This is a genomic window from Burkholderia sp. AU33423, from assembly GCF_002223135.1.
In the GTDB taxonomy this organism is placed as follows: Bacteria; Pseudomonadota; Gammaproteobacteria; order Burkholderiales; family Burkholderiaceae; genus Burkholderia; species Burkholderia lata_D.
Window position 1 is genome coordinate 1,701,124 of the sequence record NZ_NKFH01000007.1, and the last position, 16,260, is coordinate 1,717,383.

Sequence of the window (16,260 nt, forward strand, 5' to 3'; positions counted from 1 at the left end):
TGAACGCGACCGAGTCGTTCGGGACATCCCGCCGGCCCCGCCATTTGCAGGACGTTGCCATCACCCTCGCGTATCGACCCAGTTGCGTGCCCAGCGTGCCGAGTGTCGCAGTGCCTGTTTTTCACTCGGGAAGTAATCGAGCGAATAGAACTGGTAACGACCTTCGTCGCATGAGCTATCGGTGCGTTGAAGCAGCAGGTTGGATGAAAAGCGACCGTCGGGCAAGCGATGTGCCGACGGTTGGACGGCATAGCCGTTGTACTGTTGAATTCGTTTGTTTTGCATTTTGATTCTTGATGTTCGCGTGCGCGCGTGCCGTGCGAATGTGCATCGACTCAAAGCCATTGCGAGCTGAATCCGAAGCAGTCGGCACGCGCAAAAAGGCGTTGCGGCTAGAGGCGCAGAGGGAAGTGCAACGAGGCATGTGACGCTTCGCACGCTGCTGAATAAACAGGTGCAGCAAAGAGCGGCCGCGCCAGCTTCAGATGGCGACGCTCGGTGCGGGGCGCGCTGCGACCCGGCGTCCGTCGCGGCAGGCCGGGCCCTTCAAACTTACAGCGGCTTGATGTTGGCCGCCTGCAGCCCCTTCGGGCCTTGCTTCGTTTCGAAGCTCACTTTCTGATTTTCAGCGAGCGTCTTGAAGCCATCGGTTTGGATTTCGGAGAAGTGAGCGAAAAGATCGTCACCGCCGTTGTCCGGCGTGATGAAGCCAAAGCCTTTGCTCTCGTTGAACCATTTGACGGTACCGGTATCCATGACGAATCCTTGAGGAAAAATTACGAAGATTTGCTCTGTTGAAGAGCGATCGAAGTGTCAAGGAGGGAGAGGACAACGAATACCGCCGAGGGGCGGGAAATTGATGAACAGCAATCGGACTTCTTGGACTTCGGCAACCACACTAACTTCCACGAACGGCAGGGTCAATGCCTATCTTGTAACTGTGTCACCGGGCGATCCGTTTCGAGCGCCGGGCGATATGGTCGGCACCCGCTTCCCGGAACGTTGCCGCGCTCACGCGTCGGTCAAAGACTTCTCGCATTGCCCGGTCGCTCGCGGGAGTCATGACACATCGCTCGCCACCTGCGAATTTGCAGTTCGCGGCATCGATCAACGTTGGTCGGTACCCGCTCGCGGAGTCGAATACGGCACGCGTTCATCTTGATACGGCAGACGTTCTTGGCGCTACAATTCCAGTTCAATTGCCGCGTGGCAGCTTCTGGTCGGTATCTGCGAATCGAGCGGGTTCAACCCATCATCTGAACGCTCACCACGGCAGGCTGCCGTCGATCCATCGAACACTTTCCCGGAGGTCGTGCAGGCTGCAGCTCGATAGCCAACGCAGGCCCGCACATGAAACGGCCCCCATGAAAATCGATCCCGGCTCCATTCCTTACTATCTCGTCCTGCGCGCCGGCTGGCCGCCCTATGTGCTGAATTCAGACCGTCAAGTGCTCCGCCGCCAGGCGAGTCCGCTATTACTGGCGTTCGCGCGAACTCGCGGAACGATCGCGCATGTCGACGACATCGCATGGAACCTCTTCTCCGACAGCGAGGGCCTGACGGGAGTCGAGCGTCGTGAGACCGGATTCTTTTCGTTGGTCGCCGGAAACGAAACCGAACATCAGTTGCGCTTGCTGACGACCCTCTGACGTCGTCGCCAGGGTCGCGCGTGACCATCGTCGATTAAGCGCTCCGCCTGGAAATTCGTCAGGTACAGGACGGATCGCTGACACCCCCGACTGCGCGCGCTTCGGCCTTGGCAGGCGAGCTCCATGCGCTCAATGGTTTACAAGTTGTCCGTCCAGGATCCGACCCGGTGCCGCCCTCATTTCCGGCATCAGGACGACCGGGCACCGACCGCTTCGTCGGGAAAGCCATGCGTGTGACGCCAGCGGGATCACGGACGTCATCACATGGACTCGCGACGAGACGACGTCACCAGCGGCCCCTCACAAGCCGATTCCGTACACCTGTCGCGCCGTGTGCCAGCACGTGCTAGCGCACCACGCGGAATAAATTGGACGCGCAACAAGCGATGCGCGTATGATGGGTTCATCCGAGCGACCATCGGTCCTCTGACTGACCGCCCTCCCTCCATCCGCCCGCTTACTGCATCGCCTCTCCTTCGCGCTGCAACGTTGTCCCCTTCACCCACCGGCCCGCCCGTAACGGGGATACTGGCCGGATGTGTTCGCCCATGCGACTCGTCGTGGCCGAACGCCAGGAGTACGTCATGAGCATGCACGTCTACCGTGGATTCGAGATTTATCCACTGATTTACCCTCACGTGCCGGCGCCGAATGGCTGCCCGCATAACTACGACGCCGGGTTCGACGCGGCAGTCAAGATTTGCCTTCGCGGCACCACCGATACGCTGACACAGAGCCAGACTTTCAGATTGCGCGACACCTCCCCGTTTGACAACGCCGGCGACGCCCGTCGTGCCTCAGTGCGCTATGCCGAGGACATCATCGACGACAATCGCGGCAAACAGGGGTTCTTTTCCAGCGCGCGCTGACGCGATTCGTCAGCGCAGCGCAGTTTCGCGATCTTTTGGAGGGCGAAATGATCATCGACGAACTGCTCAATCTGATCAGGCGACACGAGGTCACCTGGATCAACACCGTCATGCCCGCCAGAATCGCCGATTCTGCGATGTGCCATCAACAGGAGCTGCAGATGTTCGTGGCGGTACGTGCGCTATCGATCGGAGCAGGATATTCGGAATTCGAATCCGACGAGATAGCAAGCGCCGTCATGACACGACTCGGCTAACTTTCCGTTCGACCCTTTCCAGACAGGATCTACATGACGACAATTACGTTGAAGCTCAACGAACCGATCGATGTCGCGCTGCGGCGATTCCGGCGTGATATCGAGAAAACAGGGCTGATTCGCGAGTTGCGCAGTCGCACCGGCTATGAAAAGCCCACGACGGAACGCAAGCGAAAAAAAGCCAGCGCCGTTGCCAGGCAGCGCCTGCGGGCGAAGCGTCTGTTGCCTCCCCGAAAAATGTACTAGGAGCGCATCGTGTACAAGATGCCGGCCGACGCGCCTCCGTTTTTCCCGCTGACGAAGTGCGAAGTCGATTTCGATCGGGAGAACGACATGGTGACGCTACTGCCGAGCTTCTATGCATTCGGGTGCGAGTACACCAGCCGCGGGCTTCTGATCGGGCGCAGCGATGCGCTCAAACTGATTGCAGCGATAGAGAAGGCGCTCAGCGTTCAGGGGTGAGCTGACTCCGGCGCAATCGCATGTATCGACGGGCGCAAGATGGTCCATGCGCGTCCGCACCACGTATACGGATTTGCGCGACTTCCTCGGCTACGCGCGAGCGGCTTTCGCCGATCGCAGCCAACGCCGATCGCCTCACCCCACTCCCGCTGCAAGCCTTCTGACGCTTCCCGCGAAATCCTTATCGAAATTGCTTCGTTCGCCTTTGCCGGCCGCGCCGCTAACGTGTTCAAAACGGCAGCGGCCCGCCATCTGCATCCCAGCAGGATACGCACCGGCCGCCGCCATCACGACAACCGCGTCGCGATAACGGAACAGACCGGACGGGCCGCGTGCCCGCACCCCGCCAGGAACGTCCGCATCGCGCGCCCTTCGCGATGCCCATGGCCACGACCGACCGCATCATCGACACGACGCCGCTCGACGTCCGCGCGCAACCGCTGGTCGACGCGCTGATCGCCGAGTATTCGACCCGTTACCACGCGTATCGGCCCGACAGCCACGCGTCCGCCCGCGAAGAGCTCGCGCGCTACCCGGCCGAACTGTTCGCGCCGCCCGAAGGCGCGTTCGTGCTGCTGCTGCGCGACGGCGAAACGATCGGCGGCGGCGCGTTCAAGCGCTACGACGCGCAGACCGCCGAGCTCAAACGCATCTGGACCCGCTCGGACCTGCGCCGCCAGGGCCTCGCCCGCCTCATCGTCGAGGCGCTCGAACTGCGTGCCGCGCAGCAAGGCTATCGCCGCATCTACCTGACCACCGGTTTTCGCCAGCCCGAAGCATGGGCGCTGTACGACCGCACCGGCTATACGCGGCTGTTCGATTCGTCCATCGACCCGGAAGCGTATTTCCACCTGCGGTTCGGCAAGGATCTCGGCGATCCGTCGCGCACGTCGACGCTGGCCGACCTGTGGGCGCCCGTGCCCGAGCCGGTGCTGTCGCGCTGACCGCGACTGCCCCCAGCCTCCCTCCGATTTCCGTTTGCCACCACAGGACACGTTCATGCAACGAGCCGTACCGCTTTCTTCCCGTGCCGTGCGCACGCTGGCCGCCGCGCTGATCGGCCTGACCGCGTTTGCCGCAGCCGCGGCCGCCGCCACGTTCGACCTGAGCCCCGAGCAACGTGGCCGCCCGCGCGGCGTGGCCGATGCGGCCGTCGAGCGCGCCGTGCCCGCGTCGTTCAAGTTCGCCGAACCCGGCACGCTGACGATCGGCGTTGCGCCGAGCCTTCCGCCGATCAGCTCGTATGCGACCGACGCGCGCACGGTGATCGGCTTCGACGCCGACGTCGGCCAGCTCGTGTCCGACAGCCTCGGCCGCAAGCTGAAGATCGTCGCGCTCGCGTGGGCCGACTGGCCGCTCGCACTCGAATCCGGAAAAGTCGACGCGGTGATCTCGAACGTCACCGTCACCGAGGAGCGCAAGCAGAAGTTCGATTTCTCGACCTACCGCAAGGACCAGGTCGGCTTCTACGTGCGCAACGACAGCAAGATCCAGGCGATCCGCGAGCCGAAGGACGTCGCGGGGCTGCGTGTCGTGACCGACGCCGGCACCAACCAGGAAAAGATCCTGCTCGCGTGGGATCGCGAGAACGTCGCGCACGGGCTGAAACCCGTGCAGATCCAGTACTACGACGACCAGGCAATGCGCATCGTCGCTGTGCAGTCGGGCCGCGCCGATGCGGTGTTCAGCGTGAACTCGGTGCTCGCGTACCAGAGCGCGCAGCAAGGCAAGACGCGCCTCGTCGGCGCGATCAGCGGCGGCTGGCCGCGCACGGCCGACATCGCGATCGCGACGCGCCGCGGCAGCGGGCTCGCCGATCCGCTCACCGTCGCGCTGAACGGGCTGATCAGGAACGGCCGCTACCAGCAGGTGCTCGACCGCTGGAACCTCGCATCGGAAGCGATCGACCAGTCGCGCACGAATCCGCCGGGGCTGCCGAAGAGCTGAACGCCGCGCACGCTCACCGTCCATTCACGCTCACGCAGGAACGCCACCCACCATGTCTTATTCGCTTTCGTTGCTGGACAAGAGTCCGATCGCCGGCGGCGCGAACGCCGCCGACGCACTGCGCTTCACCACGACGCTCGCGCAGCGTGCCGAACAGCTCGGCTACGAGCGCTTCTGGGTCGCCGAACATCACGGCACGCCGGCCTTTGCAAGCTCGGCGCCGGAGATCGTCGTCGCGCACCTGCTCGCGCACACGTCGCGCATCCGCGTCGGCTCGGGCGGCGTGATGCTGCAGCACTACAGCCCGTTCAAGGTCGCCGAAACCTTCAAGGTGCTGGCCGCGCTCGCGCCGGGCCGCGTCGATCTCGGTGTCGGCAAGGCGCCCGGCGGGTTGCCGCTGACCACGCGCGCGCTGCAGTGGTTCCACGACAAGGCGCGCAAGCCGGACTTCGCGGGCCAGTTGGCGGAACTCGACGCGTTTCTCGGCTGGGGCGTCGCCGAGGATCACCCGCTCGCCGGTGCCGTCGCGCTGCCCGTGCCGCCGCATGCGCCCGAACGCATCCTGCTCGGCGGCTCGCCGGACAGCGGCGCGCTCGCCGCGCGCAACGGCTGGCGCTTCTGCTACGCCGGGCATTTCAACGGCGACGACGCGAACCTCGAACGCTCGCTGGACGCGTACCGCAGCGCGGGCGGCACCCGTCCGCTGGTCGCGCTGTACGCGGTGGCCGCGCCGACGCGCGACGAGGCCGAGCGGCTGATCGGGCCGCTGAAGATCTTCAAGCTGCAGTTCGCGGGCGGCCAGAGCTTCAATCTCGCCAGCGCGCAGGCGGCCGCCGAATTCGCGCGGCAGAGCGGCGCGTCCGACTACCGGATCGACGAGTTGCGCCCGACGGTGCTGGCCGATACGCCCGAGCGCATCCACCGCGCGCTCGATGCACTGAGCCGGCGGCTCGACGTCGATGCGTTCGTGATCGATTCGCCGGTGACCGACTACGCGGCGCGGCTCGCATCGGTCGAATGGCTCGGCGGCGCGCTGTCGGCCACGCCGTTGCAGGCGGCCCTCGCGGCCGACCGCTCCCTTTCCCCTGACCAGAACGCGTGACGCTCCCATGACGACCCGACGATCGATCCCCTTCGGCCTGATGCTGCAAGGCGCAGGCAGCCACATGAACGCATGGCGGCACCCGAGCAACCCGCCGGACGCGAGCATCAACCTCGATTTCGCGATCGGCATCGCGCGCAAGGCGGAAGCCGCCGGCATCGCGTTCGCGTTCGTCGCCGACGGCCTCTACATCAACGAGAAGTCGATCCCGCACTTCCTGAACCGCTTCGAGCCACTGACCGTGCTGTCGGCGCTCGCGGTCGCGACGAAGAAGATCGGGCTCGCGGGCACGATCTCGACGTCGTACAGCGAGCCGTTCACGGTCGCGCGCCAGCTCGCGTCACTCGATGCGATCAGCGGCGGGCGCGCGGGCTGGAACGTCGTGACGACGCCGCTCGAAGGCACCGCGAAGAATTTCGGCAAGGCGCATCCCGATCACGAACTGCGCTACGAGATCGCCGACGAATACCTCGACGTCGTGCAGGGCCTGTGGGACAGCTGGGACGACGACGCCTTCGTGCGCGACCGCGCGACCGGCCGCTTCTTCGACCGCGACAAGCTCCACACGCTCGACCACCACGGCCGCTTCTTCCAGGTCGCCGGCCCGCTCAACATCCAGCGCTCGCCGCAGGGGCAGCCGGTGATCTTCCAGGCCGGTTCGTCGGACACCGGCATCGGGCTCGCGGGCAAGTATGCGGATGCCGTGTTCACGCATTCGCCGTCGCTCGACGAAACGGCCGCGTTCACGCGGCGCGTGAAGCAGAGCGCGATCGAGCACGGCCGGCAAGGCAGCGACGTGAAGATCTTCCCCGGCATCGGGCCGATCGTCGGCCGCACCGCGGCCGAGGCCGAGGACAAATACCAGGCGATCCGCAACCTGCTGACGATCGACGAGGCGCTCGCGTATCTCGGCCGCTATTTCGATCACCACGATTTCACGCAGTACGCGCTCGATGCGCCGTTCCCGGAACTCGGCGAGCTCGGCCGCAACAGCTTCCGCTCGACCACCGACCGGATCAAGGCCGACGCGAAACAGAAAGGCCTGTCGCTGCGCGAGACGGCGCTCGCGGTCGCCACGCCGCGCCCGAACTTCATCGGCACGGCCGAGCACGTCGCCGACGAACTGATCCGCTGGCACGACGCGGGCGCCGGCGACGGCTTCATCCTCGGCTTCGCGGTGCAGGCACAGGGCGTCGAAGATTTCGTCGAACTCGTGATTCCGGTGCTCGAGGCGCGCGGCCGCTACAGCCGCGACCTGCCCGGTGCGACGCTGCGCGACCACCTCGGGCTGCCGCGCAAGGCCAGCCGCCACGCGGCGCCTGGCGCGTCGCACGAAACGGCGGCCGAAGCGCACGCCTGACACCCGCCGCCGCGCCGCCCGTGCGCGGCGCGCCCGCCCGACCGATTCGAGGATTTCCATCGACATGAGCGACACGACCCACCTCGGCGGCGCGCTGCCGCCGCTCTCTTCCCCCGGCGCGCGCGACGCCGGCACGCGTTTCCGGATCGTGCCCGCGCGCCACCGGTCGCGCACGGCCGGCACCGTGCTCGCCGTCGCGCTAATCGCGATCGTCCTGCATTCGATTCTCGGCAACCCGCAATGGGGCTGGCCGGTGTTCGCCGAATGGTTCCTGTCGCCGCCGGTGCTGTCGGGGCTCGCGCGCACGCTGGTGCTGACGCTGCTCGGCGCGGTGTTCGGCCTCGTGCTCGGCGCGTTCGTCGCGCTGGCCCGGCTGTCGCGTTCGCGGCTGCTGTCGGCGAGCGCGTGGACCTTCGTGTGGCTGTTCCGCTCGATTCCGCTGATCGTGCTGCTGCTGATCCTGAACAACCTCGGCTACCTGTACGAGCATGTCCGGCTCGGCGTGCCGTTCACCGACATCGTCTGGTTCGACACGCCGACGACCGACCTGATCAGCCCGTTCTTCGCGGCCGTGCTCGGCCTCACGCTGCACCACGCGGCGTTTTCCGCGGAGGTGATTCGCGGCGGCATTCTCGCGGTCGACCAGGGCCAGCTCGAAGCGGCCGCCGCACTCGGGCTGCCGCGCGGCCGCCAGACCACGCGGATCGTGCTGCCGCAGGCGATGCGCGCGATCCTGCCGACCGCGTTCAACGACCTGATCATGCTCGCGAAAGGCACGTCGATGGTCTACGTGCTCGCGATGCCCGAGCTGTTCTACACGGTGCAGGTGATCTATCGCCGCAATCTCGAAGTGATTCCGCTGCTGATGGTCGCCACCGTCTGGTACCTGATCATCCTGACCGTGCTGTCGGCCATCCAGGTGCAGGTCGAGCGGCACTATGCGCGCGGGGCGCTGCGCAACCCGCCGCCGTCCGTCATCACGTTCGCACTTGCGCGCCTCGGCGTGCTGTGGCGGCGTGTCACGTCCCGTCACGCGGCATCGGTCGCGCAGGCTCACGGCGATAGCGACGCCGCGACCGCCGTCGCACCGCGCGCCGGCGGCGAAGTGGCCGTGCATGGCGTGTCGAAGCAGTTCGGCATGCAGCGCGTGCTCGACAACGTGTCGTTCGTCGCGCCGCGCGGCAGCGTGACCGCGATCGTCGGGCCGTCGGGCTCGGGCAAGTCGACGCTGCTGCGCACGATCAACCATCTCGAACGCGTCGACGACGGCTTCATCGACATCGACGGCGAACTGATCGGCTATCGCCGCGACGGCGACGTGCTCTACGAGCTGAAGGAGCGCGACGTGCTGACGCGGCGCACGGCCGTCGGGATGGTGTTCCAGAACTTCAACCTGTTCCCGCACCTGACCGTGCTCGAGAACCTGGTCGAAGCGCCGGTCGTCGTGGGCGGCATCACGCGCGACGCCGCCGAACGCATCGCCCGCACGCTGCTCGCGCGCGTCGGCCTCGCGGACAAGGCCGATGCGTATCCGCGCCAGTTGTCCGGCGGCCAGCAGCAGCGCGTCGCGATCGCGCGGGCGCTCGCGCTGCGCCCGAAGGTGCTGCTGTTCGACGAGCCGACGTCGGCGCTCGATCCCGAGCTCGTCAACGAGGTGCTCGACGTGATCAAGGAACTCGCGCGTTCGGGCACGACGCTCGTGATCGTCACGCACGAAATCGGCTTCGCGCGCGAAGTCGCGGACAACGTGCTGTTCATGGAGCGCGGGCGCATCGTCGAAGCCGGGCCGCCAGCCGTCGTGCTCGACGCGCCGGCGCATCCGCGTACGCGTGCGTTCCTGTCGCGGGTGCTGTGATGCACGCCGCTCCCGACCTGCGAGGTGCCGCACGATGACCGATCGACGCCAGTTCATGACCGCCGCGCTGGTCGCGGCAGCGGGCCTGCCGTGGCACGCGGCGCACGCGGCCGCCGCGACGGCCGACCTCGATCCGCGCCAGGCCGGCCGCCCGCGCGCGCAACCCGACGACGCGGCGATCCGTGCGGCAGCCGGCTACCGCTGGGTACGCGACGGCGCGTTCACGGTCGCGATTTCACCGCATGCGCCGCCCGTGTCGACCTACGCGACCGACGCACGCACCGTGGTCGGCGCCGATCCCGACTATGCGCAGCTCGTCGCCGACGCACTCGGCCGCACGCTCGTGCTGCTGCCGATCGCGTGGGCCGACTGGCCGCTCGGGCTGACGTCCGGCAAGTACGACGCGGTGATCTCGAACGTCGGCGTGACCGAGAAGCGCAAGGAGAAATACGATTTCACGACCTACCGGCTCGGGCTGCACGGCTTCTACGTGCGCACCGGCAGCCCGATCGCGAAGCTCGCCGAGCCGAAGGATATCGCCGGCCTGCGCATCATCACCGGCGCGGGGACGAGCCAGGAACACATCCTGCTCGAGTGGAACAAGCGCAACGTGGCGCAGGGGCTGAAGCCGGCCGAGCTGCTCTATTTCGACGACGATGCGGCGTCGCGCGTCGCGCTGCTGTCGGGCCGCGCCGATGCGGAGCTGAACCCGAACGCGTCGCTCGCATACGAGGCCGCGCGCACGGGCAAGATCCGCCGCGTCGGCGTCGTCAATGCGGGCTGGCCGGCCAATGCCGACGTGGCGATCGCGACGCGGCGCGGCAGCGGGCTCGCGCCCGCGCTGACGCTGGCGACGAACGCGCTGATCGGCAGCGGCCGCTACGGGCAGGCGCTCGTGCGCTGGGGTTTGCAGAGCGAGGCGATCGCGCGTGCGGAAACCAATCCGCCAGGGTTGCCGTCGTTTTGAAGGCGTCGATCTGGCGATGCCCGACATGACATCGCCCCGGCATTGCACGATGGCAATACCGGGGCGCGTCGAAGCAACCTCGTTGGCTGTTGTAGGAGCCTACGCCGTCACCGCTGCGTGATACCGGTCGAGTTCCGCGACGTGCGCATGAATCGCCGGAATCAGGTCGCGCCCGTAATCGAGCGCATCGTCCAGCGGATCGAACCCGCGAATCAGGAACGTCGACACACCGAGGCGGTAATACGCGCCGAGCGCCCGCGCGACCTGTTCCGGCGTGCCGACCAGCGCGGTCGAATTCCAGCGCGCGCCGGTCAGGTTCGCGACGCCCATCCACAGCCGCTCGTCGAGCACGTCGCCCTGCGCGGCCGCCGCCATCAGCCGTTGCGAACCCGCGTTCTGCGGCGCGTGGCCGGCGATCGGCTGGCCGTTCGCGAGCCGCGCCGCGCGCACGCGCTCGCGGATCGCCTCGGCCTTCTCCCATGCGGCCGCCTCGGTATCGGCGACGATCGGCCGGAACGACACGCTGATGCGCGGCACACGCCCGAATGGCACAGCGGCTTCACGAACGCGAGCGATCTGCTCGCGCACCGACGCGAGCGGCTCGCCCCACGTCATGTAGACATCGGCATGCTCTCCCGCGACCGCCAGCGCGGCCGGCGACGACCCGCCGAAATAGATCGGCACGTGCGGCCGCTGCGCGCCCTTCACGAGCGGCGACGCACCGCGCAGCCGGTAGAACGCGCCCTCGTGATCGACCGGCGCGTCGGCCTGCCAGATCCGTTTCAGCACGTCGAGATATTCGCCGGTGCGGCGGTAGCGCGCATCGTGCGGCACGAAATCGCCGTCGCGCTGCAGGTCCGCATCGTCGCCGCCCGACACGACGTTCAGCGCAAGCCGGCCGCCGCTGAATACGTCGAGCGTCGCGATCTGCCGCGCGGCGGCCGACGGCACGATCACGCCCGGCCGGTGCGCGAGCAGGATGCGGATGCGTTCAGTCGCGGCGGCCGCGAACGACGCGACGATGAAACCGTCCGCCACGTTGCTGAAATGGCCGACCAGGATCTGGTCGAAGCCGGCAGCCTCGTGCGCCTGCGCGAAGCGGCGCACGTAGTCGGGCTGGACGGCCGCGCCGCCCGGTACGTCGACCTCCGCGCCGGGCGTCGCGGTGATCATGCCGATGATGTCGACTGGCATGTCGGGGTGTCCTTGGGGTACTTGATCGGGAATCGGGATGACAACCGCACGCTTACTGCGCGGCGGCCGTCTTCTGCGCAGGCGCCGCGAACGCGCCCGCGTACGAGCGGTCGAGCAGCTTCGACGTGTCGTACGCCGCCGGAATCACGCCGGCCTTGTGCAGGAAATCGGCCGTGTTCTGCGCATCCTTCGCGGCCGTCTCGTCGACCGGGCCGACGCGCTGCTTCGCATTGTTGAGCCAGCGGTACGCGACGTCGGGTTCGAGCTTCGCGCGCTTCGCCCACAGGTCCGCGTATTCGCGCGGATGGCTGTCGACCCACTGGCGCGCGGCGACGACGCGTCGCAGGAAATCGGTGATCTCGGCGCGCTTGCCGGAGGCGGCCTGCTCGTTCGCGGCGACGAAGCTCAGCGCCGGCATCAGCCCCTGCGCGGTCGCCACGGGCCGCGCACCCTGCCGCAACGCGAGCGTGCTGACGAACGGCTCCCACAGCGACACGGCGTCGACCGAGCCGTTCGCGAGCGCGTTGGTCGCATCGATCGGCATCAGGTACGCGTACTTGACCGAATCCGCGCGCAAGCCCGCATGTTCGAGCGCGCGCAGCACGAGCTGCTGGCTCCACGCGCCGCGCCATACGGCGATGGTCTTGCCTTGCAGGTCGGCCACGGTGCGCACCGGTGAATTCTTCGGTACGAGGATCGCGACGCCGTCGAGGCTCTGCCGCGACACGGCGACGACCTTCACCGGCGCACCGCGCGCGGCCAGCGTGAGCAGCGCGGAATCGCCGAGGAAACCGACGTCGATCGCATTGCCGTTCAGCGATTCGGCAACGGGCGCCGCGGCCTGGAAATGTTTCCACTCGATCGTGTAAGGCAGGTCCTTGAGCACGCCGGACGCCTCCATCGACGCCTGGATGTTGAAGTAGTTCTGTTCACCGACGCGCAGCGTGACGGTGTCCTTGGCCATACCCGGCTGCGCGGCAAGCGCCAGCAAGAGTGCCGTGACGATTCGGCTCAGCAACGTGATCTCCCGGAAGGTTGGCGGACGGCCGCGCGATGGCGGCGCCCTTTGCTCCGCCGTGCGCGACGGCCGGCGGAACGGATGGAACCGCTGAAGATACGTCGATCTTCATCATGAAACAAACGCAATATTCTTCTATGGAAAGATGCAAATGTTTTATGACGTAGCCGACGCCGCCGGATGACGCCGGTCACGCTCATGGGAACCCGGTTCGAACGAATCCTCGACAGATATTTCGTGCACGAAATAAATCACGGACTATATTTCGCATACGAAATAACTGCCTGGAACGAGGCTGGCCATGACCTCCGAACCCATCGAGTTTTCCGCCGCCGACGGCTACGCGCTGCACGGCACGCTGTGGTCGCCGGACGCGCCGCCGCGCGCGCTGGTGCTGATCCATCCGGCAACGGCCGTGCCGGAGCGGCTGTATGCGGGCTTCGCGCGCTTCCTGACCGAACGCGGCTTCGCGGCGCTCACTTACAACTATCGCGGCATCGGTGCGTCTCGCCCCGCGCGCCTGGGTGCGCTGAAGGCCCGCATGCGCGACTGGATGGAACTCGATGTGGGCGCCGCGACCGCGTGGGCGCGGCAGGCATACGAAGGGTTACCGCTGCTGGCGGTCGGGCATAGCGTGGGCGGGCACGCGATCGGGCTGTCCGCCGCGACGCCACACCTGCGCGCGGCCGTGCTGGTCGCCGCGCATGCGGGCAGCACGCGGCTGATCACGCAGGCGGCCGAACGCCTGAAGGTGCGGCTGATCCTGCGTGTGCTCGGCCCGCTGATGTCGGCGCTGCTCGGCTACGTGCCCGGCAAGCGGCTGGGGCTCGGCGAGGACATGCCGGCCGGCGTGTTCCGCGAATGGAGCCGCTGGACGACGCTGCCGCACTATTTCTTCGACGATCCGACACTCGGCGCGGCCGAGCGTTACGCGAAACAGCAGTTGCCGATCCTCGCGCTCGGCTTCGACGACGACCCGTGGGCGAACCCGCCTGCGATCGGGCTGCTGGTAAGCTATCTGACCCGCGCGTCGGTCGAACGCCGCCAGATCGATCCGCGCGCGGCGGGCAGCGGCCCGGTCGGGCACATGGGCTTCTTCCGCAGCCGCGCCGGCACCGTGCTGTGGCCCGACGTGGCCGACTGGCTCGCGCAGGCGCTCGACACGCCGCGCGCCGCGGGCCGTCCCTCCCTTTCCATTGCAGCCGGGAACCCAGCTTGAGCGAAGACCGACGACTGTTTTTCATGTTGAACATCGGCCAGCGGCGCGTGCAGCGCTGGATCGACCGCAAGGCGGAAACCGAGACGCGCGCGAGCGCCGCGCAGGCCGGCGCGCTGTTCTGTCTCGCGAAGCAGGATGGCGCGCTGATCGGTGAAGTCGGCGCCGCGCTGCAGCTTGCGCCGTCCGCGATGACGGGGCTTGCCGACCGGATGGCGAAGGCCGGCCTCATTACGCGCCACGCCGATTCGGACGACGGTCGCGCGACGCGCCTGTACCTGACCGACGAAGGCCACGCGGCGCTCAAACGTGCGCGCGTGCTGTTGCGCGAACTCAACGGCAAGCTGTGCGACGGGTTTTCCGACGACGAACTCGATGTCGTCGCGCGCTGGCTGCATGCGCTGCAGGAGCGGTTTCCGGCGGAGCGCTGAGCGGCACGTTCCGGCATCGCCACCGGCACTCACCCGCCCCATCGAAAGCGATTCCGATTCGCATTTTCGATTCGATTTTCATGCCGTCTCGACGGCATTTTTTGCGTGCCCGCCGCCCTCTGTCGGCAACGCTTTCCGGCTACGCACTGTTACAAAAAACTGCCTGCCGGGCGGCATTTGAATCGCCTACATTGCAATCCACCTCGACGCATTCGTCGCCTCCCCGGGCAAGCCTTCCCGTCCGGTCGACATCGCAGACACACCCGACAAGCAATGAAAATGAAAAGGAGTCTTAACCGAAGTGCTGGCGGCATCCAGCATACGCGGATTGCGATGACCGAAGCGGCATCCTGAGCGACACGTATCGGCCTGATGCGCGGCAGACGACGCCGCGCGCCGGATCGCGCTGCCGCGTCGTGCCGCACCATCGCACCCGCACGTCACCGAGGAGCAGTCCATGCGACGCATGATCGTGTCCTACTCGCTTGTCACCCGCCTGTCCGCCGCGATGGCGATGGCCGCCGCTGCCGCGGCGCACGCCGATCCCGTCGTCGTGTCCGGCCCGAGCCCGTTCGCCGCCTGCACCATCGGCGGCCCTGGCACCAACTACGTGAACGCCGAAGTCGAGCCGTGGCTATCGGTCAACCCTGCCAACCCGATGAACATGATCGGCGTGTGGCAGCAGGACCGCTGGTCGAACGGCGGCGCCCACGGGCTCGTCGCCGGCTACACATTCGACGGCGGCGCGACCTGGGCGCGCACGCCGCAGCCGTTCAGCGCTTGCGCGCCCGGCGGGCTCAAGTACGAACGCGCGTCCGATCCGTGGGTCTCGTTCGGGCCGGACGGTACCGCGTACTCGGTGTCGATCTCGTTCAACCAGTCGAACAACAGCAATGCGGTTGCCGCGTCGGTTTCGACCGACGGCGGGCAGACCTGGAGCAGCCCCGCGGTGCTGATCGCGAACGACGAGCCGACGACGCAGTTCTTCAACGACAAGGAATCGGTGACCGCGAACCCGGTAAAGGCCGGCACGGCGTATGCGGTATGGGACCGCCTCGAGCTGCCGAACGGCAACCCATATGCGAACCTGCACACGAAGGCGTACCGCGGCCCGACGCTGTTTTCGAAGACGACCGACGGCGGCAAGACGTGGAGCGCCCCGAAAGTGATCGTCAACGTGCCTTCACGCCAGCAGACGATCGGCAACCAGATCGTCGTCGATCCGAGGAGCGGCACGCTCTACGATTTCTTCGACCTGATCCAGCCGCCGTTCAGCAAGGCGGCCGGCAAGGTCGCGTTCATCAAGTCGACCGACGACGGCGCAACGTGGACGCAACCGCAGGTGATCGCCGGCCTGCAGACGGTCGGCGTCACGGATCCGGTCACCGGCGAACCGGTGCGCACCGGCGACATCATTCCGGAACCCGCGATCGATCCCGCGTCGGGGCAGCTGTACGTCGTGTGGCAGGACAGCCGCTTCAACGGCGGCACGTACGACGAGATCGCGGTATCGACGTCGAAGGACGGCGGCGCGACCTGGAGCGCGCCACAACAGTTGAACACGCCGACCGGACGCCCTGCGTTCAATCCGTCGGTGCGCGTCGACAACACGGGGGCCGTGATGGTCACGTACTACGACTTCCGCGACCTGCAGGCCGGCAACACCACGACGCTGCCGACCGGCTTCTGGCGCAAGATCTCGCATGACGGCGGCACGACGTTCGGCGACGAGCGGCGTGTCGGCGGCCCGTTCGACATGAAGCTCGCCCCCAATGCCGAAGGTTTCTTCATCGGCGACTACCAGGGGCTCGACGTGCTTCCGTCGTCGTCGTTCCATCCCTTCTTCGTCCAGACCAACGCGGGCAACCTGACGAACCGCACCGACGTGTTCTTCGCACCATGACGCTTGCGTGACCGCCACGCCGCCGCACGA

General features: G+C 66.9%; 18 protein-coding genes. 14 read left to right on the top strand and 4 right to left on the bottom strand.

All coding sequences use genetic code 11. From position 1 onward, the window contains the following. Positions 1-60 precede the first annotated feature (60 nt). Together CFB50_RS26165 and CFB50_RS26170 are read right to left on the bottom strand one after the other, a co-directional pair. Positions 61-285 (bottom strand): hypothetical protein, encoded by a 225-nt coding sequence (locus CFB50_RS26165; protein WP_083266092.1) that lies wholly within the window; start codon positions 283-285, stop codon positions 61-63. A gap of 267 nt (positions 286-552) precedes the next feature. Then, a complete protein-coding gene (locus CFB50_RS26170) occupies positions 553-756 on the bottom strand; it encodes a cold-shock protein (RefSeq protein WP_069251620.1) in 204 nt (67 codons plus the stop codon). Positions 757-1,364: 608 nt separating this feature from the next. Between CFB50_RS26170 and CFB50_RS26175 the strand changes: the two genes are divergently transcribed. The 11 genes from CFB50_RS26175 to CFB50_RS26225 all read left to right on the top strand — a co-directional run bounded on the left by CFB50_RS26175 (position 1,365) and on the right by CFB50_RS26225 (position 10,468). After that, positions 1,365-1,649 carry a hypothetical protein gene (locus CFB50_RS26175; protein ID WP_069251621.1) on the top strand — a complete coding sequence of 95 codons (285 nt, stop codon included), beginning with the start codon at positions 1,365-1,367 and terminating at the stop codon, positions 1,647-1,649. 584 nt (positions 1,650-2,233) lie between these two features. Continuing rightward, positions 2,234-2,518 (top strand): hypothetical protein, encoded by a 285-nt coding sequence (locus CFB50_RS26180; RefSeq protein ID WP_069252939.1) that lies wholly within the window; start codon positions 2,234-2,236, stop codon positions 2,516-2,518. Positions 2,519-2,565: 47 nt separating this feature from the next. After that, complete coding sequence (locus tag CFB50_RS26185) at positions 2,566-2,775, top strand: hypothetical protein (RefSeq protein ID WP_069252940.1); 210 nt, start codon at positions 2,566-2,568, stop codon at positions 2,773-2,775. Positions 2,776-2,808: 33 nt separating this feature from the next. Further along, on the top strand, positions 2,809-3,021 hold the full coding sequence (rpsU, locus tag CFB50_RS26190) for a 30S ribosomal protein S21 (protein WP_083266093.1): 213 nt from the start codon (positions 2,809-2,811) through the stop codon (positions 3,019-3,021). Between the two features lie 9 nt (positions 3,022-3,030). Further along, complete coding sequence (locus CFB50_RS26195; protein WP_089447686.1) at positions 3,031-3,237, top strand: hypothetical protein; 207 nt, start codon at positions 3,031-3,033, stop codon at positions 3,235-3,237. Positions 3,238-3,620: 383 nt separating this feature from the next. Continuing rightward, a complete protein-coding gene (locus tag CFB50_RS26200) occupies positions 3,621-4,181 on the top strand; it encodes a GNAT family N-acetyltransferase (protein WP_089447687.1) in 561 nt (186 codons plus the stop codon). Between the two features lie 55 nt (positions 4,182-4,236). Further along, entirely contained in the window at positions 4,237-5,184 is a 948-nt protein-coding gene (locus tag CFB50_RS26205) for an ABC transporter substrate-binding protein (protein ID WP_089447688.1), read from the top strand. A 52-nt stretch (positions 5,185-5,236) separates the two neighbouring features. Next, positions 5,237-6,286, top strand: coding sequence for an LLM class flavin-dependent oxidoreductase (locus CFB50_RS26210; protein ID WP_089447689.1), 1,050 nt, complete (start codon positions 5,237-5,239; stop codon positions 6,284-6,286). Between the two features lie 7 nt (positions 6,287-6,293). Further along, positions 6,294-7,646, top strand: a complete 1,353-nt coding sequence (locus tag CFB50_RS26215) for an LLM class flavin-dependent oxidoreductase (RefSeq protein ID WP_069251626.1) — start codon at positions 6,294-6,296, stop codon at positions 7,644-7,646. 64 nt (positions 7,647-7,710) lie between these two features. Next, positions 7,711-9,501 (top strand): amino acid ABC transporter permease/ATP-binding protein, encoded by a 1,791-nt coding sequence (locus CFB50_RS40445; protein WP_089447690.1) that lies wholly within the window; start codon positions 7,711-7,713, stop codon positions 9,499-9,501. A 34-nt stretch (positions 9,502-9,535) separates the two neighbouring features. Next, positions 9,536-10,468, top strand: a complete 933-nt coding sequence (locus CFB50_RS26225) for an ABC transporter substrate-binding protein (RefSeq protein WP_089447691.1) — start codon at positions 9,536-9,538, stop codon at positions 10,466-10,468. Between the two features lie 99 nt (positions 10,469-10,567). Here CFB50_RS26225 and CFB50_RS26230 read toward each other — a convergent pair whose 3' ends face one another. Both CFB50_RS26230 and CFB50_RS26235 read right to left on the bottom strand, forming a co-directional pair. Next, positions 10,568-11,662: an LLM class flavin-dependent oxidoreductase gene (locus CFB50_RS26230; RefSeq protein ID WP_089447692.1), complete on the bottom strand. Its 1,095-nt coding sequence runs from the start codon at positions 11,660-11,662 to the stop codon at positions 10,568-10,570. Between the two features lie 52 nt (positions 11,663-11,714). Next, positions 11,715-12,680 (bottom strand): ABC transporter substrate-binding protein, encoded by a 966-nt coding sequence (locus tag CFB50_RS26235; RefSeq protein WP_179254228.1) that lies wholly within the window; start codon positions 12,678-12,680, stop codon positions 11,715-11,717. Positions 12,681-12,981: 301 nt separating this feature from the next. On the opposite strand from CFB50_RS26235, the gene CFB50_RS26240 reads away from it, so the two are divergent. The 3 genes from CFB50_RS26240 (at position 12,982) to CFB50_RS26255 (ending at position 16,230) form a co-directional block, all read left to right on the top strand. After that, complete coding sequence (locus CFB50_RS26240; protein WP_089447694.1) at positions 12,982-13,899, top strand: alpha/beta hydrolase family protein; 918 nt, start codon at positions 12,982-12,984, stop codon at positions 13,897-13,899. Then, a complete protein-coding gene (locus CFB50_RS26245) occupies positions 13,896-14,327 on the top strand; it encodes a MarR family winged helix-turn-helix transcriptional regulator (RefSeq protein ID WP_059240503.1) in 432 nt (143 codons plus the stop codon). Before CFB50_RS26240 ends, CFB50_RS26245 begins: the two co-directional genes overlap by 4 nt. A gap of 457 nt (positions 14,328-14,784) precedes the next feature. Further along, entirely contained in the window at positions 14,785-16,230 is a 1,446-nt protein-coding gene (locus CFB50_RS26255) for a sialidase family protein (protein WP_089447695.1), read from the top strand. The last annotated feature ends 30 nt before the right edge of the window (positions 16,231-16,260 follow it).